The sequence below is a fragment of the Mesorhizobium sp. P2_C4 genome (assembly GCF_056404575.1).
The window spans coordinates 1,266,156-1,288,588 of sequence record NZ_JBFUDT010000002.1; the positions used below are offsets into that span (position 1 = coordinate 1,266,156).

The window sequence follows — 22,433 nt, forward strand, 5'->3', positions numbered from 1 at the left end:
CAAGTGATGGCCAGTGAAAGCGATCGCATCGCCCGGGCCGGCGACTACGTGCTTGGCCTGATGAACGACCGGGACCGCGAACGCGCCGAGCGCGATCTCGAGATCGACCCCGCCTTTCGCGACGCCGTGTTGCGAATTGCCGAACGCATGCATGTCTTCGACCGCAATGAAGCAACGGGCGCGGAGCCCGACAATCGCTGGCAACTGATCACCCAACGCATCGCCGAACTGCCGCAGATGCGGCTGTCCAACCTCGACAGCAGCGATGTGAGACCGCCGGCAGTAATCCAGGGCCTCGACCGGCGACCCTACGGCGTCGGCCTGCACGCGCTCGGCGGCCAGCGTGGAACCGTCATCGCCCTCGGGCTGATTGCCGCCTTCGCGCTGGGTTATCTCGCGGGAAAGTTTTAGGCGGCCCTGCGCGCCGACGTCTCACGCGACAAAGCCTCGCCCAAAACAAAACCGCCGGGTTTTCACCCGGCGGTCCGAAATTTGGTGATCGCTGCCGATCAATACGGGCAGGCGTTGTCCGACATGTAGTCGTGCACCTTGACGGTGCCGGCAATGATGTCGGCCTTGGCCTTTTCGACCGCCGCCTTCATGGCGTCATCGACAAGTGCCTTGTTGTTGTCGTCCATGGCGTAGTCGACGCCGCCTTCCTTGAGGCCGAGATCGTTGATGCCGCCGGTGAACTTGTCGTTCTTGGCATCCATGAAGGTGTTGTAGACGGCAACGTCGACACGCTTGACCATCGAGGTCAGCACCTTGCCGGGCTGTAGGCCGTTCTGGTTGGAATCGACGCCGATGCCAAGCTTGCCCGAATCGGCGGCTGCCTGCAGCACACCGACGCCGGTGCCGCCGGCCGCGGCGTAGACAACGTCGGCGCCCTGGTCGATCTGCGTCTTGGCGATCTCGCCGCCCTTGGCCGGATCATTCCAGGCGGCCGGCGTGTCGCCGGTCATGTTCTGGATGACTTCGGTCGCACCCGCCGACTTGGCGCCGCCGACATAGCCGCAGCCGAATTTGCGGATCAGCGGAATGTCCATGCCGCCGATGAAGCCGACCTTCTTGGACTTGGAAGCCATCGCCGCCATCACGCCGACGAGGTAGGACCCTTCCTGCTCCTTGTAGACGACGGAGCGGACATTGGGCTTGTCGACGACCATGTCGATGATGGCGAATTTGGTGTCGGGAAACTCGACGGCGATCTTGTCCAGCGCGTCAGCCCAGGAAAAGCCCGCCATGACGATCGGGTTGCGGCCGTCCTCGGCGAAACGGCGCAGCGCCTGTTCGCGCTGGGTGGCGTTGCTGACCTCGAATTCGACATAGGCAATGCCGGTTTCGGTCTTGAACTTCTCGGCGCCGTGGTAGGACGCTTCGTTGAAGGATTTGTCGAACTTGCCGCCCAGATCGTAGAGAATGGCGGGCTGAATGTCCGCGGCGAAAGCCGGAAGAACCATTGCAGTTGCGGCCAGAAGGCCGAGAACGATACGTTTCATGTGATCCACACCCTGTCGGTTATTTTTTCCGTTACGCGCCGCCGGCCTGCCCGGTTCACCGGCAGGCATGCGACGTCAGGCAGGAGTGTACTCCCTCCCGCTCAGGGCCAATCTGGCACGGCCCGAAACAAAATTCACGCGGAATTTTGACCTTTTGGAAAAGCGTGGCGCCGGGACGCCGCGCCACAACCAATTCCTTTCGCCAAAGGCCTTAAGCGGAGGCGGCGGCCGGCATGGCGCAAGCGACGCCGGTGCCTTTGAGGTTGCAATAACCGTAAGGGTTCTTCGCCAGATATTGCTGGTGGTCCTGCTCGGCGAAATAGAATTCGGGCGCTGCCGCGATCTCGGTGGTGATCTTGCCACGGCCGGCGCCACGCAAGGAGGCTTCGTAAGCGTCGCGTGACGCGATCGCCGCCTGGTGTTGCGCGTCACCAAAAGTATATATCGCCGAGCGATAAGTGGTGCCGACATCGTTGCCCTGGCGCATGCCTTGTGTCGGGTCGTGGCTTTCCCAGAACAGCTTCAACAGATCGCCGTAGGAGACGATCCTGGGGTCGTAGACGACGAGCACCACTTCGGCATGGCCGGTGAGGCCGGTGCAGGTTTCCTGATAGGTCGGATTGGGGGTGACGCCGCCGGCAAAGCCGACGGCCGTGACCCAGACCCCTTCGCGCTGCCAGAACAGGCGCTCCGCGCCCCAGTAGCAGCCGAGCCCGAACAGCGCCGTTTCCAGCCCCTCGGGATAGGGTCCCTTCAGCGGCCGCTTCGAGACGAAATGCCTGGAGGCCGTGGCGATCGCCTTGATACGGCCCGGCAGCGCCTCGGAGGGCTTCGGCAGATTGAGCTTCTTGTTCAGCATATCGCTGAGAAAAAACATGCGCAGTCTCCCTTTCTCCGGGCTTGGGGACGCTGGAAGCCCATCGCCGATCATCAGCTCGGAGCGAACTGTCCGCTCCGCCGCTGCCGCTTGTAGCCGATCGCATAGAGGATGAAGGCAGCGACCGCGAACACCGCAAAACCGGGCTGGTTGAGCACCCAGGCGATGGCGCTGTCCCACAGCATCGGATTGACCTTGTCGCGGATGAAACTCTCGAAGGCGCTGCGCGTGTCGGGCGAGACGGCGAGCCAGCTCGTGTTGAGCGGGGTCATCACCAGTGCTGAAGCCGCCACCGATCGCGTCGCATCCAGCACCGCCATGATGACAGAGACCGAAAGCGATATCATTGCCGCGAGACGAAAGATGAAGCGAAACATCCAGACCCTCCCCCGAGGATTTCCCCCTAGACCAAAGTCTGTAGCGGAGATAGCCTTTGCGTGCTTTGACCGCAATCGTGACACGCGAATTTGAAACCTACGCCTTCCGCTTTCGCCTGTGCACCCACCAGACGGCAAACACGCCGCCGGCGATCGCACCGACAACCAGCCCAGCCAGCCCGATGAACACGGCAAAGTAGCCGCAGGCGCCTTCGAAGCAGCTCATGTCGGTGGTTTCGGCAATCAGCGCGCCGGCGGCAAAACCGACGCCGGCGCCGATTGCGGCGCCGAGGATGATGCCTAGCAAGGCCGCGACGATCGAGACCAGCACCGACGGGCTTTCACTTTCGGGATTGGCATAGGTCGTCTCGGCGCCTGCGCCGCGGCGCAACAGATAGATGCAAAGCAGCCCGACGGCGATCTCGGCCCCCGTGATGGCCAGCCCGCGGCCTGAGAAGGCGAAATCGGGCACGACCAGCATATAGGCCTGCCTTGCCAGCAACCAGAGAATGGTGGCGACCTGCCAGATGGTAAAATGGCGAGGGAACCGCGCCGAACGGTTGAAGGCGAGGCCAAGCAGATAAAGTCCCCACAGGATGGTGATGATGCTGGCGGCTAGGCCGCCATAGATGAGATAGAGAACGCTGTCCGGCAGGTCATAGTCACCAATCACCCGCCATGCGGAAATCAGGCTGTAGGCCGACCAGGCCATGATGAAGACGAGCCATGCCGGCGGGATATAGGAAAGCCCGCTGTCTGGCCGCCTGGCTGGCTGTTGGTTTGTCGATGTCATGTCCGGCCGGTGCCCCGCAAAGCCTCGCGATCACTCGACAGGCGGCCAGCGACGAAGTCAAGCACGGCACGCTTTGCGGCCCTGCCTGTGCACATCATTCGCTGGCCGCCGCCACGACAGGCGCCGGGCGCGCGGCATGGCAAAAGACGCTAATCCCGGCATGGCGAATAGAATGCCCGTTTTGGCTTGGCATTCGACGCTGGATCGACTAGATGAGCCCCGCACCTGTTGCTTCGACGGCTCAGGGGCGGGGAAAGGGTGTTCGCTGGTTGACGGCGCCCACGGCGCTGAGTTTCCGGCCGGACTTCCCAAGGGGTGATGCATCTCCCCAACCCGCGCGGCGAAACCGGCCGGCGCGAAATGCAAGGACGGAGAGGTGGCCGAGTGGTTGAAGGCGCACGCCTGGAAAGTGTGTTTACGGGAGACCGTAACGCGGGTTCGAATCCCGCTCTCTCCGCCACTACGCGTTGAAATTATTGATTTTTTCGTCGATACGACAATTCTGCGTACAGTTGGACGCACAAAGGCTATGCTTTCCACCGGTCACCACGATTGCTTCGAGCTTGCGTCGCAGAAGCTGCTCGATCAGTTCTCGATATGGCGGACTTGTTCTATGCTCGGCGCCGCCTTTTCCCGCGACGCCGTGGCGATCCGGCTATCGTTGGCCGACGGGTTGAAGTAGTCGGCGTCGCTGTAGCCGATCTTCCGGTATCCTACCTGCCCCGAGCCAGCGGCCTTGAGCGCCATCAGCCGCGAATGTCTCGTCGCATGGGCCAACGGCTTTCCGGTGGTCGCGTTCTTCTGCTCGGACAGCTCGCGCTTGAAGGCGCGCGCCTGTTCGATGTGGAAAAGGGCGAAATCCTTCCACCGGGTCGACGCTTCGAACAGGGCGATGGCCGCAGCCGCTTGATCGGCGCTTGCTGGCGAAAGCCACGGATTTTTCAAGCGGGGCGGCGATTGGGACTCGTCGCGGAACGATCGTTCAGCTGGTCAAACGCTAGGCGTCAGCGACGAGCCTGATGCTTGACGATCAGCCGCGGGATCATCTTGAAACTCGCTTCCCGCCCAGTTCGGCCATGTTGCGAACGATCGGTTCGATCTTGCGAATACGCCGCCTCCTTCATGTCCTGATTGGCGGTGGCGGTCTGGTTGGTAGACGCCGGGTAGACGGAGGCCGCCGTGGTAGCGAGAGCGGCGGCGAGGCCGGAGTGAGAGCCTTGCGGCGGTTGATCGAGGGCATGCCTTCGGTAGCTGCCCGAACAGAGTTCGACATTTTCATTCCACCGTTGCTGTTGAAGTGTTTGCCCGGCCTATCCGGCGAGACCCGCGTCAAGGTTTAATTCGTTGGCGGAGGCGCACGTAACGCTCGCGCAAATGAAACCGCTGACCTGACGCGTGGTTCCGATCAATGGGGGATTAGGGTCCGTCGAAGAATGCATAAGACCAACTTCCGGCCAATCGCAAGAAGCGGATATATTGACTGCGAAACTTTAGACGAGACAGTAGGCCCAGACCCCATGCCACACGCCCAGATTGCGGTGACGAGAGCGATGCCAGTGCGACCGCCGACAGCCCGGCCAGCCGCGCTTCCCACATTGCCTTACGGGCGCGACGGCAGGGCGGCGTCACCGGGGGCATTTGTCCTTCTCGCTTCGCAGAGAGGTCCACTCATGCCCCAGAACTCTATGCGCTCCGATTGGAGAACGGGATTGCGGAGAATCTCGAGAAATTCGCCGTATCGCGGATGGTATCGCGAGCCGATGTCGTGTTCGGCGAACTCGGTCGGGCTGTAGGTATTCCAGTTCCGGATCATCTGGAATTTGATGCGGTCGAAACCGTAACAGTCAGCGATCGAAAGCATTTCCGGCATTTCCGGGAAATTGAGCGCCTGAACAACGAAGTCCAGCCGCATATGGGAAATTTCTCCAGCTTTGCGGCGGCCGGCAAGGAAGCCGAGATTTTCATACAGTCGCCTGAACGATCCACCGCGGCGGACAATAGCGTAGGTCCCTTCCTTGGCGGCATCGAGCGATATGGCGACCAATCCAAGCCGCCCCGCAAGGTCAAGTTCGCGCCACGCACTCTCGTCGAATAGGACGCCGTTGGTCTGAATTTCGAGCACCAACTCCGGATATCGCCACCGGTCGAGCCGCTTCAAGACATAGCGGAAATGGCCACTGCCGAACGGGTCGCCGCTGGAGGTCACCCTGACGCGCCGAGCGTCCCTGGCCAGTGGCAACAGCACATCGTCAGCCATCTGGTCGAGGCGGTCCTGTTCGGCGCTCTTTGCGATGATGACCTTTGTGCGGCATGAAGGGCAGGAAAGCGTGCAGCTTCTGTCGTGCGCGAGCACCAGCCGTCGAGGCCTCGATGCCAATCGTGTCTGTCGCTTGTCCGAAATCGTGCGCAGATCGCCTAGCTTGAGATGTTCCTTCCTCGGCAGGGAATTCGAGGAGAGAAGCGAGCAATGGACGCGGCTGCAATAGCGATATGAGCCGTCGTGAATCGACTCTCGGATCTTCTGCGCGGTCGGCGAGTTCCAGACTTCCTCGTGTGAGCTTGCGTTGAGATTGCCGATGGGCACGGGCAGCCACGCCGGGCAGCAGAAATGGACGTCCCCGCCGGGGGCGGTCTCGATCGATTCGAAAGGCGCCCGGCAAAACCGGCCAGCAAGGTCGGGATGATCCTTGTCCCTTTCGGGATTTGCGAGCCGGTCGAGCTTTTGAATGAACAGATCGTTGACGAGAAGCAGGAACGCCTTGCGGGAATACTTGGCCGCGCGCTTGAACTCGCCCTCCCTGAGGGCGTTCATCGTGGCGAGCACCAACGCGAATTTGCAAGGTGAACCCCGCTCGACGGCCCAGCGGAAAAACCGTGTCAGCTCGCTGCTGGTCCACACGACCGGGTCTGAGAACAGCTTCGCATAGGTCGTTTCGGCGAATTCCTCCGGCCCAACGAACCCGGGCTCGGTCGCCGCTTCTCGGTTGAGCCGGATGTAATGCATCCGGGATGCTTCGATTGCTTTGAGGGCATCTCGGAAATGAGGCGGAACGTCCGAAGCATCCGGTTCGTTCTGAATTGTGTCGATGATCGGGTAGCCCGTTTGCAAGGTTCCCGCTCACTTCGCGTATGCGGATTTGCGCGCGAAGTCCCCATTCTGTTCAAGCCAGATGGCGGCCGCGCGCTCGATCCTGGTCGCCTTGTTTGATCCCAGCGACGGTTTCAGTTTCTCGGCAAACGCGCTCGCGTCATCAAATCCGGAACCGCTTGCCAGCAGCGCATAGAAATAGGCGCGTTCGCGTCCTTCCTTGGCTCCCTTGTCCGCCGCGTAGAGTTTCGCCGCTTGCAGATAGCCCTCGGCAAATCCGCGATCACCGGCGAGGACGAGCAACTTGATGATGTCCGGCGAGGGTTTGCCGTCATTCTGCTTGAGTTTCAGTCGCGCAAACTGGAACGGCGCGAAGCGGTTACCGCCTGCTATGGCCTTCTGGTACCAGAGCTCCGCCGACTCGAGGTCGCGACCGACGCCTTCGCCGTCCCGATAAAGATTGCCGATCGTCGTCATCGCGTTGCTTCCGCCGAGCGAGGCGCTCAGGTAGTACCATCTGGCCGCCTGGGTGACGTCCGCCGCGACCCCTTGGCCTTCCCGATACATGTTGCCGAGGTCGTCCGCGGCGACCCGTTCGCCAGTCAGGGCGGCGAGCCTCAGCCAATAGAAAGCATCGGCCATCGAGGCGGGAACACCGAATCCGTCCCTGTAGGAACGGCCGAGATTGGCACGGGCATTCGGGCTGCCGAGCCTCGCGCCGGTTCTCCAGAGTTCGATCGCACGATGCGGATTCTTCGGCATTCCGAGGCCCGCCGCATTCATCCACGCGAGTATGCTATAGCCTTCGGCATATCCCCGGTCGGCAGCCACAGTGGCATAGCGGGCGCTCTCCGGCCATCGGTTTCCCATGGCAAGCGCCCGCGCGAGTTGATAGTAGAAGCGCGCCTCATCCGGGAACTTGGCGATAGCGTCTGTGCAGGCGAGAATCGCCTTTTGCGGGTCGAGCGCATAGAGCGGAACGCCTGGACCGAGCCGGAGCGGGTCCGTCTCGCTTGCCGCGAGCACGTCGCAATAGTCGACCAGCAAGGCCAGCGGGTCATGCAAGGGATTTGGTGTTTCCGCCACCGAAAGCACCGCGGGCTCGGCGTAGCTGACCGCGATTGATCGCTTGTTCTGCTTCGCCAGGGCGTCGATCCTTGCCACCGCCAGTTCGACATGTGGGCTCGTCGGAAAATCGCTGACAAACTTTTCGAAATAGGAAGGGTTCGTACTGGCACGGATGGTACTCCAGGCGGTATCGTCAAGCTCGCCCGAAAATGCCGGTGCCGCCGGCGCCTCCGCAGCGTCGGCCACTTCGACCGGGCCGGCTACATTCAGTACTATCTCGCGCTCGATCGAACCCGAAACCCAGGGAATTTGCCGGCCATCAGTCATCTCCCGTACACGTCCGCGCACCTGTCGAAGCATTGCGTAGACATCTAGGTTGGGCATGCGCAATGCCTCGACCAGGGCACTGCTGTAAGGGCTGTTCGGTCCCGTCCCGTCATAGGCGATCGCGCCGGCCGCCGCGGCATAGCTCACGACGAGTTCAAGGCTGCCGCTTTCGATGAAGGCAAGACCCGGTTCGGCTATGTTGGCCTGCGGGAACGGGTTGTCGCGGCAGGCATCGAGGAAAATGATGCTCGACTTGACGTCGGCCTCCACCAGCCATTCGACGATATCGGCCACAGAAATAGCTCGCTTCGGCAACTCGCCGGCGTCTCGTATGTTTATGTCGACCGGCAGCAGATAATTCTTGCCCCCGCTTTGAACGCCATGGCCCGCGAAGAAGAGCATGAGGATGTCCGCGTCGCTTGCGGATTCGATCGCGCGCCTTAACCCATTGCGCATCTCTTCCAGCTTTGCGTCCTTAATCAGGATGACCTCGAAGCCGAGATCCTGCGCCGCGATCGAAATGGCGTTGGCGTCGTTGAGAGGGTTCTTAAGGACACCGCTGAGGTAGGTGGAATTGCCGATGACAATGGCTTGGCGCCTGCCTTGGCAAAACGCGGGGGTCGCGGTCGCCAGCATGAAAACCGAAGATACCGCCAAAATAAAGGATATCATGGCTTTCAAAGGGCACCTCTGTCGCCGGACGAAGCAACTATGCCCCCGGCGCCTGGGTGATGCAATCCTGGGTGATGCAATTGAGAGGGCAGAGGCTAATGGATGTGCGCGAACCGGCTGGCGAACGTGGTGACGTTCGTCCATGGTGGCCAACTTCCTGCTCAGCTACAAAGGCGGCGCTTACGACCGATTGTGAGACCATCAAGGCGAACAAGGTGCCCACGCCCGTCATGCCGCGGTCCTGCGCAGATGGTCCAGCACGCGCTGCATCGTCTCAGCGTCTGGCGCGCCCTTGGCGTCGAAGATTTCGGCCTGGCGATGGCTGGGAACCGTCGCATAGCTTCTGAAGGTGGTCATTGCGTCCTCGTGCCCGAGATTCGTGGACCACGCCGCCCACCCTCCTGTGTCGGGCAGATCGTCGAACCGAGCCGCGCCAGTGTCGTGCGAAACGAGTGAGGGTTGAAGTAGGGAAGGCCTGCCGCTTTGAAGCGCTGGCGGAAGATGCGGCGGATCGCGTCTGCATTCTTCCAGAATTTGTGGTCCAGTCCCGCCGGACCAAACCGGCCCTCGCCGTCGAGCGCGACGCGGGTTGCCGGAAAGACGGGATCGTCGGGTCCGAAGGGCCTTTCGGTTGTCAGAAACCCGATCCAGTCGGCGACGATCGCCTCTATGCTTCGCCGACCGGAAAAAAAACCATGACGTGAAGGTCTTCCGGTTCTTGGTGCGCACGCTGCGCGCATCCTGAAAGACGGTGCGTTTCGAAAGGTCGATATGGCGAAGCGCCAGCGAGGCGACGACGTGGCGGATTTGCTCTCCGCCATCTACCCCATGGAGTGCAAGATGGCCTGCATGTGCTGTTCGAGGTCGAGCTCGCCCCGCGCCTCAACAGTCAGTAGGTACTCGGCCTTGACCTGGCGGTCGCCTCGGCTGGTCGCAGGATAGGAGCAGATGGCCAGCAAGGCTTGCTCTTCGATTCGGTCTGCCATCTTGCGATCGTGCTGGCTGCTGCCCGCTCGATGGACAACTCTATGGAGCGCCGCATAGGCGGCCTCATGGGTTGCGATCAGAGCCTGCAATTCGCGTGACGTGCCCTCCCCTTCAGCAGACGTTGGTTCAACGACAGACGCAACGGCGGCGAACACAAGAAGTGTGCGGCGGGTGACTCCGGACATGCCTCAGATCCTTACCGTCTGATGAGTTCCGGCGCACCATAGCACCAGCGCAGCGGTTCGCAGAGGTGCCCTGCAACGAGATCACATTGACTGCTGACAAAATGTCTCTGCTTGTGCAGCTGCACCAAGGCGACTTAACCGTGATCCTTCTGCTCACAAGAGACTAGGTAAGTCGTGCTCGCGTCGTGCGTGGCGTCGCCAGGAGTAGACTGGTTTCGCTGCCCGTTATGCCGGGTATGAGGCGGATGCGCCGAAGTACAGCATCGAAATCAGTCAGCGAGGCAGTGCCGAGCTCGACCACCAGATCCCAACGGCCATTGGTGGTATGAATGGTCGAGACTTCCGGGAAGCCACCCAGCGCCCGGACCACGCGGTCGGCGGCATGGCCCTCGATCTCGATGAGCATGATGCCGCGGATGCGCTGATCGACGGCGTCGGCGCGCAGGACCACCGTGTAGCCGATGATGTCGCCGGACCGTTCCAGCCGCTCCATACGTGCCCGAACCGTGGCGCGCGAAACGCCGAGATCGACGGCGAGATCCGACACGCTGCGCCGCGCGTCATGTCGCAGCAAGGTCACCAGCCGTTCGTCCAACGCATCCATCGAAGTTACCATTTTGATCAATTCCGCTGCCGTTATGATAGATAATGCTTTTCGGATTGCCAATTCACCCTGTTCATATCGCCGGCCCGCCATGATCTTCTCGCGGCTATCAGGACTTGAACCGCGGGAAAACCATGCGTTGCAAAATCGTCGGGGCGCCAGTGCAGGACGGCGCCGGCAGAATGGGATGCGAAATGGGGCCGAGTGCCCTGAGGACTGCCGGACTGGCTGAAGTGCTGTCCGGCCTCGGTCACGCTGTCGAGGATATGGGCGCCGTCCAGGCGATGCCGGCGAGGCGCATTTCGCACGGCAACCTGGCGCTGAAGGCCCTGCCCGAGGTATCGGCGTGGACATCCGCCATTGCCGAGGCCGCCTACGCGGCGAGCGAAAATGCCATGCCGATCTTTCTCGGCGGTGACCATTCCATCTCGGCCGGGACCGTGTCGGGCCTCGCCCGCCGCGCCGCTGAAACCGGACGCCCACTGTTCGTGCTGTGGCTTGACGCCCATCCCGACTTTCACACGCTCGACACCACCGCCAGCGGCAATCTGCACGGTGTTCCGCTCGCTTACGCCAGCGGCCAGCCGGGCTTTGGCGGCTATTTCCCGGATCTGCCGGCAGCGGTCGATCCCAAGCGCATCTGCACCATGGGCCTGCGCAGTGTCGACCCGGCCGAGCGCAGGGCGCTTAGCCAGGCGGGCGTGACCGTGCACGACATGCGCGCCATCGACGAGCATGGTATCGCGCCGCTGCTGCGCGCCTTCCTGGCGCGCGTGTCTGATGAAGACGGGCTGCTGCATGTCAGTCTCGACGTCGACTTCCTCGACCCGTCGATCGCACCGGCAGTCGGCACCACGGTTCCTGGCGGTGCGACGTTCCGCGAGGCGCATCTGGTGATGGAGATGCTGTCCGACAGCGGCCTCGTCTCCAGCCTCGACCTGGTCGAGTTGAACCCCTTTCTGGACGAGCGTGGCCGCACCGCGACGCTGATGGTCGACCTCACGGCGAGCCTGATGGGCCGCCGCATCATGGACCGTCCGACCCGCAGCCATTCCGGGAGTTTTTGATCATGACCACGGCAAAGCTGAACATCGTCCCCTTCGTCAGCGTCGACCGCATGATGAAGCTGGTGATCGCCATCGGCGTCGAGCGCTTCCTGACCGAGCTCGCCGGCTATATCGAGGAAGACTTCCGACGCTGGGAGCTTTTCGACAAGACGCCACGCATCGCCTCGCACAGCCATGATGGCGTCATCGAGCTGATGCCGACCAGCGACGGCAAGATGTACGGCTTCAAATACGTCAACGGCCATCCGAAGAATATGCGCCAAGGATTGCAGACGGTGACGGCTTTCGGCGTGCTCGCCGATGTCGGCAGCGGCTACCCGATGCTGCTCACGGAAATGACCATCCTGACGGCGCTGCGCACCGCCGCCACATCGGCTGTCGCGGCCAAGTATCTGGCACCGCGCGGCGCGCGCACCATGGCCATCATCGGCAATGGCGCGCAGTCGGAATTCCAGGCGATCGCCTTCAAGGCGCTGATTGGTATCGATCGGCTCAGGCTTTATGACATCGACCGGTCAGCCTCGCTGAAATGCGCGAAGAACCTGGCTGGCATGGGGTTCGACATCACCATCTGCGGGACCGGGCAGGAAGCAGTTGAAGGCGCCGGGATTATCACGACTGTTACCGCCGACAAGCAGTGCGCCACCATACTCACCGACAACATGGTCGGCTCCGGCGTCCACATCAACGCCGTCGGTGGCGACTGCCCTGGCAAGACCGAACTGCACAAGGACATCTTGCTGCGCTCAGACATTTTCGTCGAGTTCCCGCCGCAGACACGCATCGAGGGCGAGATCCAGCAGCTGGATCCCAACCATCCGGTGACCGAGCTGTGGCAAGTGATAGCCGCCAAGGTCCAGGGTCGCCGAGACGCTAAGCAGATCACGCTGTTCGATTCAGTCGGCTTTGCCATCGAGGATTTTTCGGCGCTGCGCTATGTGCGCGACCAGTTGCAAGCGACGGGCCTCTACGAAGAACTCGACCTGCTCGCCGATCCGGATGAACCTCGCGACCTCTATGGAATGCTGCTGAGGGCGGCTATGCAACCGGCTGCTTGAGGAAGCTCGCCCAAAAGCAGCGTCCGGTAAAAGCTTTTACAATCTTGGCCCAATCAGACGTGCACCTTCGACCAAGCTTTCCCCATCAATCAAAGGCCAGAAGCTGCCGTTGGTGATGTCCGGATCACGCTTACTGCCGACGCTCGGCGCCAAATAATAAGCGCCCTGTTTGGGTCGAAAGCGGACCACCCCCTGTTTTCGGCCTGTTCACGGGAGATTGGGCGATGTGCAGGCCACAAAATGTCGAATGCACATCTTTCAGACGGGTGGGGTCGCAGGTTCAATCCCTGCATCGCAAGGGACCGCCCATGGCGCTTCGTCCGCGGCGCGACCTCGCAAGGCTTGAACAACCGTACCCGGTCGGCGGCGCTCAACCGCAGTGTCCGTTCCAGCTTCCAGGCGCCTGGAAAGCAGGTTAAAGCTTACCAGCAGCCGCCACCAAGCTGCTGCCGGTCGCGCTTGCGAAGCAATATACACCCAGAAATAGTCAGGCTATTTCGGGAGACTGGCTTATAGGATCACCTTGTAGCCCTGTTCGCGGATGTTTTCGTTTGCCCTGTTCGAATTCTGATGGCTTTTGCCAGAAACCGCAGCGGGTATTGGTTCTGTGCCATTTTTGCTACATTCCGCAACCTTATTGCTTGAATCCACCTTTTTAGGGGCCTCTAAAATCAATAGGTACTGACATCTTTCGTGAATTTGTGGACAATCACGCTTGGGTTGTAGCGTCTGAAAAAGGGCGCAGCGGGAAAACGTTGGGGTGGAATAAGATGAATACGACAGCTCTGTCGGCCATATGCAAGCGCCTTGGCCTGCTGACGACGGTTGCCATATTGAGCTGCGGGAGTGCCCATGCGCTCACTCTTAAAGAGGCCATGGCCGTTGCGGTGGAGTCCAATCCCGAGATTGGCCAGGCAATCGAAAACCGCGAAGCAATCGAATTCGAGTTGCGCCAGGCGAAAGGGCTTTATCTGCCCAGCGTCGACCTGGAAGCGTCAGCGGGGGCTCGCCGCCTCGACAATCCGAACAGGCGCTCTCTTTCCATCGAGAACGACACGCTCTATCCAGCTGAAACCGATCTCACGGTTACGCAGACCCTCTACGACAGCGGTGCGAGGCGCGCCGAACTCAACCGCCAGGCCTCGCGCGTCGACGGCGCCTCGTTCCGGGTTCTGGAACGGTCCGAATTCATTGGGCTCTCGGTTGTCCAGGATTACCTCGAAGCCATGTTGCAGGCCTCGATCGTCGCCGAGGCGAAGAAGAACCTCGGATTCCATCAGGGAATTCTCGGCGACATCCAGCAAGGCATTGCCGGCGGCGCGCTGAACGAGGCCGATCGTCAGCAGGCTGAGGAGCGGCTGTTCGCCGCCAAAGCCCGTTTGCAAGAAGCCACCGAGGAACTAGAGGCAGCAAAGATCCGGTTCTTCAAGACTGTCGGAAAGCCGCTGACCAGCGCCTCGAGGCCGGGCGATGTGTCCGCCGCGCTGCCGAGATCGCTCGATGAAGCAATCGGGCTGGCACGACAGAACAATCCGCGCGTGCATATGGCCAACAGCGATATCGACGCCGCAGCTTCCCTCGTGGATGCCGCACGGGCAAAATTCGGACCCTCGATCACCGCCGAAGGTGTCGCCAGGGCAGGATCCGACATCGATGGCAGTGAGGGCGACACGAGCGACCTTCAGGCAAGGGTCGTGCTGCGCTGGAACCTTTATCGCGGCGGCATCGACAAGGCCAACGAGCAGGAACAAATCCGCCGCACCAGCGAGCAGCGCCTTGTCCTGCACCAAGTCCTGCGCGAGATCGAGGAAGCCGTCCGTACTTCATGGGATCGACGCTTCCGGCAGGCCGACCTGGCCAAGACACTGAAGCTTCAGGCTGCCGCCAACGAAAGGCTGGTGGGGTCCTATCGCGAGCAGTTCAAGGTCGGACAGCGCTCGCTGCTCGACGTGCTCGATGCGCAGAACACCAGGTTCAACACAGCGACGCTTGCCGACACCGCGTCCTACGCATCGCTGTTCGCCGAGTACCGGCTGCTGGCGGCAACCGGACAGTTGCTGAACACCATGGGCCTTCATCCGGCCAAACAGGCCACCGCCTACGCCAAGGCAGAGTTCAATGCACCGGAAACGGCCGACACCGAAACCTATGCACGCACGCCGTCGGAGCAAAAGAACGATCTGCCTTTTGACATCCTCGCGCCGGTAAGAAAGAAGTAGGAGGGCCCAAGGTCGAACGATAGTCCCGCGGGCAGATCGTGAACCCACAACCCAAAATCCTGTCCCCAAAAGAGGCCTTCAAAGCCTGCTTTTCGGCTGTCGCCGGATATCTCGGCAGGCCGAGCGCGGAGACCGTGTTGTTTGCCGGTGTGCCGCTGTCGGACACGCAAATTGAGATCGATGCCATCCGGCATCTTGCCGAGCGCATCGGCCTCGAAATCACCGAGTTCAGCCATCGCGATTTTCTTCGCGGACGCATAGACCTCCCCGCCATTCTATTTCGCGTCAGCCAATTGCCGGTTGCTCTGCTTGCCGAGACAGCGGACGGTGGATTTACGACCGCTCCCCAGGAAGACGGCCGCACATCCATCAGCAAATCCGAGCTTGCCGGAAGCTATATAAGCGGCGGCGTTTCCTTCTCGATAACCTACGCCAACGCGGTCGAGGGGATGAACGTCGGTTCGGCGGCCAAGATCGAACGGCGACATTGGCTGACGGGAACGATGGCGCCGTTCTGGCGCACCTATTCGAAGGTCGTCCTGTCGGCGGTCTTCATCAATGTGTTGGCCCTCGCCTCGCCGATCTTCACCATGAATGTCTACGACAGGATCTTGCCCAACAAGGCGATTTCGACGCTCTGGGTGCTGTCGATCGGGATCGGCGCGGTCATTCTGTTCGACCTGCTTTTGAAGACAGCCAGGGCATCGCTTATCGACTATGCCGGGCGCAAGGCTGATCTTCGCATCTCCTACATGCTGTTTGAGAAAGTGCTGAACTCGTCTCTGTCGGCACGCCCCGGCTCAACCGGCGAATATGCAAATCGGGTGACGCAGTACGAGTTCGTACGCGAGTTCTTCACGTCGAACACCATCAGCGTCTTCATCGACACGGCATTCGTGTTCGTCTTTCTTCTTGTCATCTATGCGATAGGCGGCTGGCTGGTCATCATACCTGCCCTTGCCTTTGTCGCCTCCGTGATCGTCGGGCTGATCACGCAACGGCGTATCGGCAAACGCGTTGCCGCGTCCATGAACGAAGCTTCGCAACGCCAGGCCCTGCTGGTGGAGTCCATCTCCACGCTGGAGACGATCAAGTCGCTGCGGGCAGAGGCGTACCTTCTGCGAAAGTGGGCCGAGCATTCCAAGAACGCATCCAACACGTCCGAAAAGATAAAGCAGCTTTCGGCTGCCGCCGGCAACATAACGCAGGCCATCCAGCAGCTGGTCACCGTCGCCCTGATCGTGGCCGGCGCCTATGCCTTTTCGGAAGGCCATGTCTCCACCGGCGCCATCATCGGCACCGTCATGCTGGCGGGCCGGGCGGTGGCTCCGCTCGGGCAGATCGCGATCACCTTGTCCAGACTTCGTCAGGCAATGCTCTCCTTGCGAATTGTCAATTCGATCATGGCGCAGCCGGAGGATCGGCCGGACACGGTTGGTTTCGTCAACCGCCCCATTCGCAATGGAGCGATGGCGTTCAGGAATGTCGGTTTTGTCTATCCGGGTTCGGAAAACGAAGTTCTGACCGGCGTGAACTTCTCGGTGAAACCAGGTGAGCGGATCGGCATCATCGGTCGCATAGGCTCGGGAAAGACGACGATGGGGCGGCTGATCGGCAGGCTCTTTCTGCCGACCTCCGGCGAGCTGCTGCTGGACGGGATCGACATCCGCCAATACCACCCATCGGAGGTTCGTGCGGCGGTCGGTATCGTCGCGCAGGCCAACGATCTGTTTTCCGGCACCATCAAGGAAAATCTCCTGATGGCGTGCCCGGAGGCAACTGATGAACAGATCGTCGAAGCGGCCAAGTCTGCCGGCGTCGACGATTTCGTCTCCCGCCATCCGCGCGGCTATGACATGAATGTCGGCGAGCGCGGCACCAATCTCTCGGGCGGCCAGCGGCAGACAATGGCAATTGCCCGCCTGTTGCTGACCAAACCGAAAATCGTCTTCCTGGACGAACCGTCCGGCTCGATGGATCTGGCTTCCGAGCGCCAGCTGATCAAGCAGCTCAAAGTGGCCTTCGATCGCAGCACGACACTGATCGTTTCGACGCACCGCTTCAGCATGCTAGAATTGGCCGACCGCCTGATTGTCATCGAGCAGGGCAAGATCGTCGCCGATGGACCGAAAGACCAAGTGATACAGGCGCTGCAGAAAACAAGCGCCTGACAGAACAGACTTATTGAATACATTCAATACGTTGGGGCGTAGGAATGCTTAGCAGGGAAGACCGCCCGCCGCTTTTCGCGTCGGCGTCGATATTCATCATCGGAGCGCTTTTTGCGAGTTCGGTCGCTTGGGCGTCCTTTGCCGAGGTCGATGAAATCGCGCGCGGCGACGGCAAGATCATACCGGCGTCGAAGACCCAGATCATCCAGGCCAGCGAGCCCGGCGTTGTTCAGGAAATCGCTGTGACGATCGGGCAGATCGTCAAGAAGAACGACCTCATCATTCGCCTCGACAACACCTTCAACACCTCAAGCCTCGGCGAGCAGCAGGCCAAGGCTCGGGCGCTGCAGACGCGCATTGCACGGCTCAAGTTCGAACAGACCGGCGCTCTCGAGGGCGCGTTTCCCTGCCCGTCCGAGATCCAGAAGGTGGCGCCGGAAATCTGCGACAACGAGCAGAAGCTGCTCATCGCGCGCCGCGACAACTTCGAAGTCAAGCTTTCGGTTCTCAAGTCGCGCCTCGATCAGCGCGAGAAGGAACTGGACGAGGCCAACGCCAATGCCGATCGCCTGACGAAGAATCTGGCCGTCAGCGACCAGGAGGCGAAGCTGGTCGAAGCGATGGTCAAGAAAGGCCTGATGGCGCGAACCGAGCAGCTCCGCGTCGAGCGCGAGCAGACCGAGCTCAATGGCCAGCTGGCACTCGCCGGAGAAACCATCAAGAAAGCCAAGTCGGCCATCACGGAAGCCCAGCTTCAGGTCGATGAACTCGGCTTGCAGCTGCAACAGGAAGCGCTTAGCGATCTGACAGAAGCGCTCGCCGACCTCTCGGTGGTGGATGAGACCATACGCGGCGCCACCGACAAGGTGGCGCGCACCGACATCCGTTCGCCTGTCGACGGTATCGTCAACACGCTCGACATCAACACGGTCGGCGCCTTCGTCCAGCCCGGCGCAGTCGTCGCTGGTATCGTGCCGACCTCCGAGACCCTGCTGGTCGAAGCGCGGGTTTCACCGCGAGACGTCGCTTTCATCCGGCCGGGCCAGGACGCGCTGATCAAGGTGACCGCCTATGACTTCTCGATCTTCGGCGGCATCGAAGGCAAGGTCTCGAACATCACCGCCGACAGCCTGGTCGACCAGAAGACCGGCGAACCCTACTATCAGGTTCGCGTCGCCACCGACAAATCGACGCTGACACGCGACGGCAAGACCTATTCGATCATCCCCGGCATGATCTGTTCGGTCGACATCAAGACCGGGCGCAAGACGATCCTCACCTACCTGATGAAGCCGATCAACAAGGCGCGTGAGGAGGCGATGAGTGAGCGGTAGCGCGATCTCCCCTCCTGCCGATCGCGACCGGCTGCTGCCACCGCTGGCGGCAGAGGATTTCGGGCTGGAGTTCCGGGTTGTGGCGCGCGGCGGCACGCGCCGCGGCATTCGTCTGGAGCGGGCGTTCTGGACCTCGCTGAAGCAAATGGCCGAAAACCGCAAATGCACGATCGGCATGCTGATCGAAGAGATCGCCGAGAGCCACGCCAACACCGGAAACCTGACATCGGCAATCCGCGTGGCCTGCATGCGTGGACTGGCCGACGAGAATCTCACTCTGCAGAGGCTGGCGTCGATCAAGACCATCAACGCCATTCTGGTCGCCTGTCCCTCACCGGCCTTTGCCCTGTCATCGTCAAAGAAGATCCTGACGTTCAATGCGCCGTTCCAGCAACTAGTACGTCGTCAATTGCCGGTGGCACCGAACGAGGACGCGCGCCACGACCTCAAGCTTGCGCTGGACCTCAATGTCGCCGACATATTCGCAAGGCTCGATGCCAATGGCGAGACCCCGGTCGCCACCGGTTTCGTCATCGGCGCCGGCGATCGCCGCTACCGAGGTCAACTGAACGCGGTGCGGGCGCCGGTGGTCGAGCCGGAACTGCTGATGGCGTTCGTCTTCGGCGGTTAGAGAAGACAGCCTGAAGGCATACTTACTGCTGCAGACCTTCGCCCGGCGCGACCGTCGAAAGGCCGCCCTTGATATCGGCGATTTGCGCGGAGCCGGTCTTTGCGCCATGGATCCACGCCCGGTCGGTGCTGAACGAATACAGCGGCACGTAGCTCGGCAGTTCGCTGTCGCGCGAAACGACATTGCTCAGGCTGTCGAGAATGAAGACGCCGCTGCCGGTGCTGACCGACAGCACGGCATGAAAGAAACCGCGCTTGCGATCCTGCAAGACAACCAGCGACATGCTCTGCGCCGGGATGCCTGCATGCAGCAGCGCGGCCATCTTGAGGATGGCGAAATCCTCGCAGTCCCCTGCCCGCCGCTCGAGGATTTCCGAGGGTTTGGCCCAGTAGTCGAGCTTGCCGTAAACCACGCTGTCCTTCTTGTAGGCGATCGCGCGGTTTATACTTGAGTTGACGAACGACAGCTTGTCGATGAAACGCTTGTCCCGGGCGGCCTCGACGATCCCGGCAAAGGTGCTGTTCTTGCGCTCGCATGCGCTGGCCGCGGTGCACTCGACAATTGCCTTGTAGACGGGCGCCCAGCGCGCTGAAACCGGGAAATTGCGCATCGACAGGGCAACCGAACCGAACACGCCGGGAATGATCGCCGCCGTTTGGATCGGGTCGATCCCGGCGTCGTCCTGCGCGATCGAGGGACCACGCTTTTCATAAGCAGCAACAGGACCATAGCTGCCGAAGACCATGCCGATCCTGTAGGCTGAAACAGGCTGCCAAGGTTGCGGTCGAGCTAGCGAAATGCCGCCGAGGCTAGACGGGGTTTCGACCGCCGCCAGCAGTGCATCGGTACGGCCGACGTCAGCTGCGATGGCGCTCGCGGATGATGGCTGCGGCAGGCTTGCGATGCTCATCGCCAGCAGAAGCAGCTTGAGCCCGGTTATCCCCGGGGCGGATTTTTCTTTTTTCATAGCGCCCACCTTTGACTGTGGACGCTACCAACCTTGTCTCAAATTACTGGAAAGGAAGGTGGATAAATTTTTCGCAAACAGGATCATCTATCTTGCATAAAATTTTATTCAAATTTATACTTATGCCTATCAACTCAAATCGACTGCCGGGCATCAAATGGGCCACGGCTCAGTCAATGCATATCTGGTTATGCGTTCGGGGTTTACCATGCGTAAAAAATGATGAGATACGTATATCGGAATATATGAAAGTGATTGTGGGATAGTTGCAAAGCCGGGGCCGTCACTGTCTCTTTCCGGGAAATGCTGGAGGGGTTTGCTATGACGAACAGTAACGAATTGGACACCGTCTCGAATTCTTGGGATGAGCACTCTGCTCCCCATGAACATGGCGGCTCCCCGGCGCAGGCAGGGATGCAGGTAGCGCAGGCCGCGCAGCCGGCACCTGCCGAGCCCGTACCGGTTGACGTCGGCAGCGGTGCGCCCGTCAAGCAGGATGCACCTGCGGAGGCGAAGGCCCCGGCTGCAGCTGCGCCCCACGAATACGTGGCCGACGCCAGCAACGTGGTAAAGCTTCCGGCCAACGTCTCGATCGACAACATCAAGGTCGACGGCCACAACCTCGTGCTCGAACAGGCTGACGGCTCGGTGATCGTTATCAAGGATGGCGCGCTCAACGTGCCGACCTTCATCATCGGTGACGTCGAGGTTCCTCGCGTTGCCTTGCTGGCAGCGCTTGAAGCTAGTCATGTCGATGTCGCCTTCGGTGCCGATGGTTCGATATCGGCCGGCCCGGGTGGTTCGAACCCAAGTGCAGGCGCAGATTTCTCGGTTCCCCCCGGTGGCATAGGCGACGGGTTTGACCTGTCGGCACTGTTGCCCCCGACGGCTCTGCAATTTGGGCTTCTGGATCGGCGCGAGCTGTTTCCGTCTGTCGTCGACAGGCCGGTTTCCGTGGTGGCCACGTCCTTGCTCACCCCGGACCAGGCGGCCAGCGAAACCGGTATCGACGGCGGCCCGTCACAATCACCCGGCAGCGATGCGCCGAGTAACGCTGAAACCTCTGGCGTCGGAACGATCAGCATCGACGCACCGGATGGTATCGGGTCGATCGTCATCAACGGCGTCACCGTTACCGCCGTCGGCCAGCAGATTCCGGGCGATTTCGGCTACCTGACGATCGTCTCCTACAATCCGAGCACGGGTGCTATCGAATACAATTACACGGTGACTGAATCAGTCACTCATCCCCTTCAGGGGGACGGGTTCAATCCCAACGACACGGTTCCGGACAATTTCAGCATCACGGTTACGGATGTCGACGGCGATTCGGCCAGCACCACCTTTGCCGTCGCCATCGTCGACGACGTTCCGACGGCAGTGGCCGACACGGACAGCATCGCCGCGGGCCAGTTCGGCCCCGCGACGGGCAATGTGCTTGTCGGCGGTACGGACGCGGTCGACGCGAACACCACGGACGGCAATGCCGACACCAAGGGCGCCGACGGCGCTACCGTGGTCGGCGTCGCGGCCGGCAACACCAATGCCGCTGTCGACAATGCAGCCACGCTCGGCGTCGAAATCCAGGGCACCTACGGCAAGCTGACGCTCGCTGCCGACGGCACCTACTCCTATGTGCGCGATGCCGGCACGCCCGGTGGCCATGACGACGTCTTCACCTACACCATCAAGGATGGCGACGGCGACACCTCGCACACCACGCTGACGATTTCGATCGGCGATGGAACGCCGACCGTATCGATCCCGGTAGCGGGCGGCGACGACACGACGGTCTATGAGGCTGGCCTGCCGGCGCGCGCCGGCGAGCCTTCCGGCTCGAACGAGCCTGCGACCTCGGAAACGACCTCGGGTACGATCGGATTCACGTCGCCGGACGGCCTGACGACAGTGTCGCTGGGCGGCCATGTACTGACCGGTGTCCCGACCGCGTTCGCCGACGGGACGACAGGCACGCTGACGGCAAGCTATGTCTACAATCCGGCGACTGGCCTCGGCACGATCAGCTACTCCTATACGCTCATCGACAACACGCTGACCGATCCGTCAAGCACCAGCTTCGCGGTGGTGGTGACCGACGCCGACGGCGATCCGGCGCCGGCCGGCAATCTGGTCATCAACATCGTCGACGACGTTCCGACGGCGGTTGCCGACATCGACAGCATCGGGGCCGGCCTGTTCGGCCCGGCCACCGGCAATGTGCTGACCGGCGGAACCGATGCCCTCGACGGCAACACGACCGACGGGGTTGCCGACCCCAAGGGCGCCGACGGCGCTGCCGTGGTCGGCGTCGCCGCCGGCAACACCAATGCCGACGTCGACAATGCAGCCACGCTCGGCGTGCAGATCCAGGGCCTCTACGGCAAGCTGACGCTGGCCGCCGACGGCACCTACACCTATACCCGCGATGCCGGCTCGGCCGGTGGCCATGACGACGTCTTCACCTACACCATCAAGGACGGCGACGGCGACACCTCGCACACCACGCTGA

At 61.4% G+C, this 22,433-nt stretch carries 20 protein-coding genes and 1 tRNA gene; 10 read left to right on the top strand and 11 right to left on the bottom strand.

What is annotated here, in order from left to right:
- The first annotated feature begins 6 nt into the window (after positions 1–6).
- Positions 7–411 (top strand): hypothetical protein, encoded by a 405-nt coding sequence (locus AC1DX6_RS12420; protein WP_477313577.1) that lies wholly within the window; start codon positions 7–9, stop codon positions 409–411.
- 98 nt (positions 412–509) lie between these two features.
- On the opposite strand, the gene AC1DX6_RS12425 is transcribed toward AC1DX6_RS12420, so the two are convergent.
- From AC1DX6_RS12425 to AC1DX6_RS12440, 4 genes are all read right to left on the bottom strand, one after another.
- On the bottom strand, positions 510–1,499 hold the full coding sequence (locus AC1DX6_RS12425) for a BMP family lipoprotein (RefSeq protein WP_477313579.1): 990 nt from the start codon (positions 1,497–1,499) through the stop codon (positions 510–512).
- Between the two features lie 211 nt (positions 1,500–1,710).
- Complete coding sequence (gene msrA / locus AC1DX6_RS12430; protein ID WP_477313581.1) at positions 1,711–2,376, bottom strand: peptide-methionine (S)-S-oxide reductase MsrA; 666 nt, start codon at positions 2,374–2,376, stop codon at positions 1,711–1,713.
- A gap of 53 nt (positions 2,377–2,429) precedes the next feature.
- Complete coding sequence (locus AC1DX6_RS12435) at positions 2,430–2,753, bottom strand: hypothetical protein (protein WP_477313583.1); 324 nt, start codon at positions 2,751–2,753, stop codon at positions 2,430–2,432.
- Positions 2,754–2,850: 97 nt separating this feature from the next.
- Positions 2,851–3,546, bottom strand: coding sequence for a hypothetical protein (locus AC1DX6_RS12440; RefSeq protein WP_477313585.1), 696 nt, complete (start codon positions 3,544–3,546; stop codon positions 2,851–2,853).
- 370 nt (positions 3,547–3,916) lie between these two features.
- Between AC1DX6_RS12440 and AC1DX6_RS12445 the strand changes: the two genes are divergently transcribed.
- A tRNA-Ser gene (locus AC1DX6_RS12445) sits at positions 3,917–4,006 on the top strand.
- 125 nt (positions 4,007–4,131) lie between these two features.
- On the opposite strand, the gene AC1DX6_RS12450 is transcribed toward AC1DX6_RS12445, so the two are convergent.
- The 4 genes from AC1DX6_RS12450 to AC1DX6_RS12465 form a co-directional block, all read right to left on the bottom strand.
- Complete coding sequence (locus tag AC1DX6_RS12450) at positions 4,132–4,491, bottom strand: hypothetical protein (RefSeq protein ID WP_477313587.1); 360 nt, start codon at positions 4,489–4,491, stop codon at positions 4,132–4,134.
- 655 nt (positions 4,492–5,146) lie between these two features.
- Positions 5,147–6,655, bottom strand: a complete 1,509-nt coding sequence (locus AC1DX6_RS12455; RefSeq protein ID WP_477313589.1) for a radical SAM/SPASM domain-containing protein — start codon at positions 6,653–6,655, stop codon at positions 5,147–5,149.
- Positions 6,656–6,664: 9 nt separating this feature from the next.
- Positions 6,665–8,701, bottom strand: coding sequence for a caspase family protein (locus tag AC1DX6_RS12460; RefSeq protein WP_477313717.1), 2,037 nt, complete (start codon positions 8,699–8,701; stop codon positions 6,665–6,667).
- A 228-nt stretch (positions 8,702–8,929) separates the two neighbouring features.
- A complete protein-coding gene (locus tag AC1DX6_RS12465; protein ID WP_477313591.1) occupies positions 8,930–9,058 on the bottom strand; it encodes a hypothetical protein in 129 nt (42 codons plus the stop codon).
- 95 nt (positions 9,059–9,153) lie between these two features.
- Here AC1DX6_RS12465 and AC1DX6_RS12470 point away from each other — a divergent pair, with 95 nt between their 5' ends.
- Positions 9,154–9,405, top strand: coding sequence for a hypothetical protein (locus AC1DX6_RS12470; protein WP_477313593.1), 252 nt, complete (start codon positions 9,154–9,156; stop codon positions 9,403–9,405).
- Between the two features lie 117 nt (positions 9,406–9,522).
- Here the strand turns inward: AC1DX6_RS12470 and AC1DX6_RS12475 are convergent, their stop codons facing one another.
- Together AC1DX6_RS12475 and AC1DX6_RS12480 are read right to left on the bottom strand one after the other, a co-directional pair.
- Entirely contained in the window at positions 9,523–9,873 is a 351-nt protein-coding gene (locus tag AC1DX6_RS12475; RefSeq protein WP_477313594.1) for a hypothetical protein, read from the bottom strand.
- A 163-nt stretch (positions 9,874–10,036) separates the two neighbouring features.
- Complete coding sequence (locus AC1DX6_RS12480) at positions 10,037–10,477, bottom strand: Lrp/AsnC family transcriptional regulator (protein ID WP_095771477.1); 441 nt, start codon at positions 10,475–10,477, stop codon at positions 10,037–10,039.
- A 134-nt stretch (positions 10,478–10,611) separates the two neighbouring features.
- Between AC1DX6_RS12480 and rocF the strand changes: the two genes are divergently transcribed.
- The 6 genes from rocF to AC1DX6_RS12510 all read left to right on the top strand — a co-directional run bounded on the left by rocF (position 10,612) and on the right by AC1DX6_RS12510 (position 18,957).
- Positions 10,612–11,544, top strand: a complete 933-nt coding sequence (rocF, locus tag AC1DX6_RS12485) for an arginase (protein ID WP_477313596.1) — start codon at positions 10,612–10,614, stop codon at positions 11,542–11,544.
- Between the two features lie 2 nt (positions 11,545–11,546).
- Positions 11,547–12,602, top strand: coding sequence for an ornithine cyclodeaminase (locus AC1DX6_RS12490; protein ID WP_477313598.1), 1,056 nt, complete (start codon positions 11,547–11,549; stop codon positions 12,600–12,602).
- 770 nt (positions 12,603–13,372) lie between these two features.
- The gene (locus tag AC1DX6_RS12495) at positions 13,373–14,821 is read left to right on the top strand and encodes a TolC family outer membrane protein (protein WP_477313600.1); all 1,449 of its coding nucleotides are present in this window, start codon (positions 13,373–13,375) and stop codon (positions 14,819–14,821) included.
- A 38-nt stretch (positions 14,822–14,859) separates the two neighbouring features.
- Complete coding sequence (locus AC1DX6_RS12500) at positions 14,860–16,992, top strand: type I secretion system permease/ATPase (protein WP_477313601.1); 2,133 nt, start codon at positions 14,860–14,862, stop codon at positions 16,990–16,992.
- 44 nt (positions 16,993–17,036) lie between these two features.
- Positions 17,037–18,326 carry an HlyD family type I secretion periplasmic adaptor subunit gene (locus AC1DX6_RS12505; RefSeq protein WP_477313603.1) on the top strand — a complete coding sequence of 430 codons (1,290 nt, stop codon included), beginning with the start codon at positions 17,037–17,039 and terminating at the stop codon, positions 18,324–18,326.
- Positions 18,316–18,957 (top strand): ribbon-helix-helix domain-containing protein, encoded by a 642-nt coding sequence (locus AC1DX6_RS12510; protein WP_477313605.1) that lies wholly within the window; start codon positions 18,316–18,318, stop codon positions 18,955–18,957. Before AC1DX6_RS12505 ends, AC1DX6_RS12510 begins: the two co-directional genes overlap by 11 nt.
- Positions 18,958–18,979: 22 nt before the next feature.
- Here the strand turns inward: AC1DX6_RS12510 and AC1DX6_RS12515 are convergent, their stop codons facing one another.
- Positions 18,980–19,924, bottom strand: a complete 945-nt coding sequence (locus AC1DX6_RS12515; RefSeq protein ID WP_477313606.1) for a transglutaminase-like cysteine peptidase — start codon at positions 19,922–19,924, stop codon at positions 18,980–18,982.
- A gap of 414 nt (positions 19,925–20,338) precedes the next feature.
- Here AC1DX6_RS12515 and AC1DX6_RS12520 point away from each other — a divergent pair.
- The coding region (locus tag AC1DX6_RS12520) for an Ig-like domain-containing protein (protein WP_477313607.1) at positions 20,339–22,433 on the top strand (2,095 nt) is incomplete at its 3' end.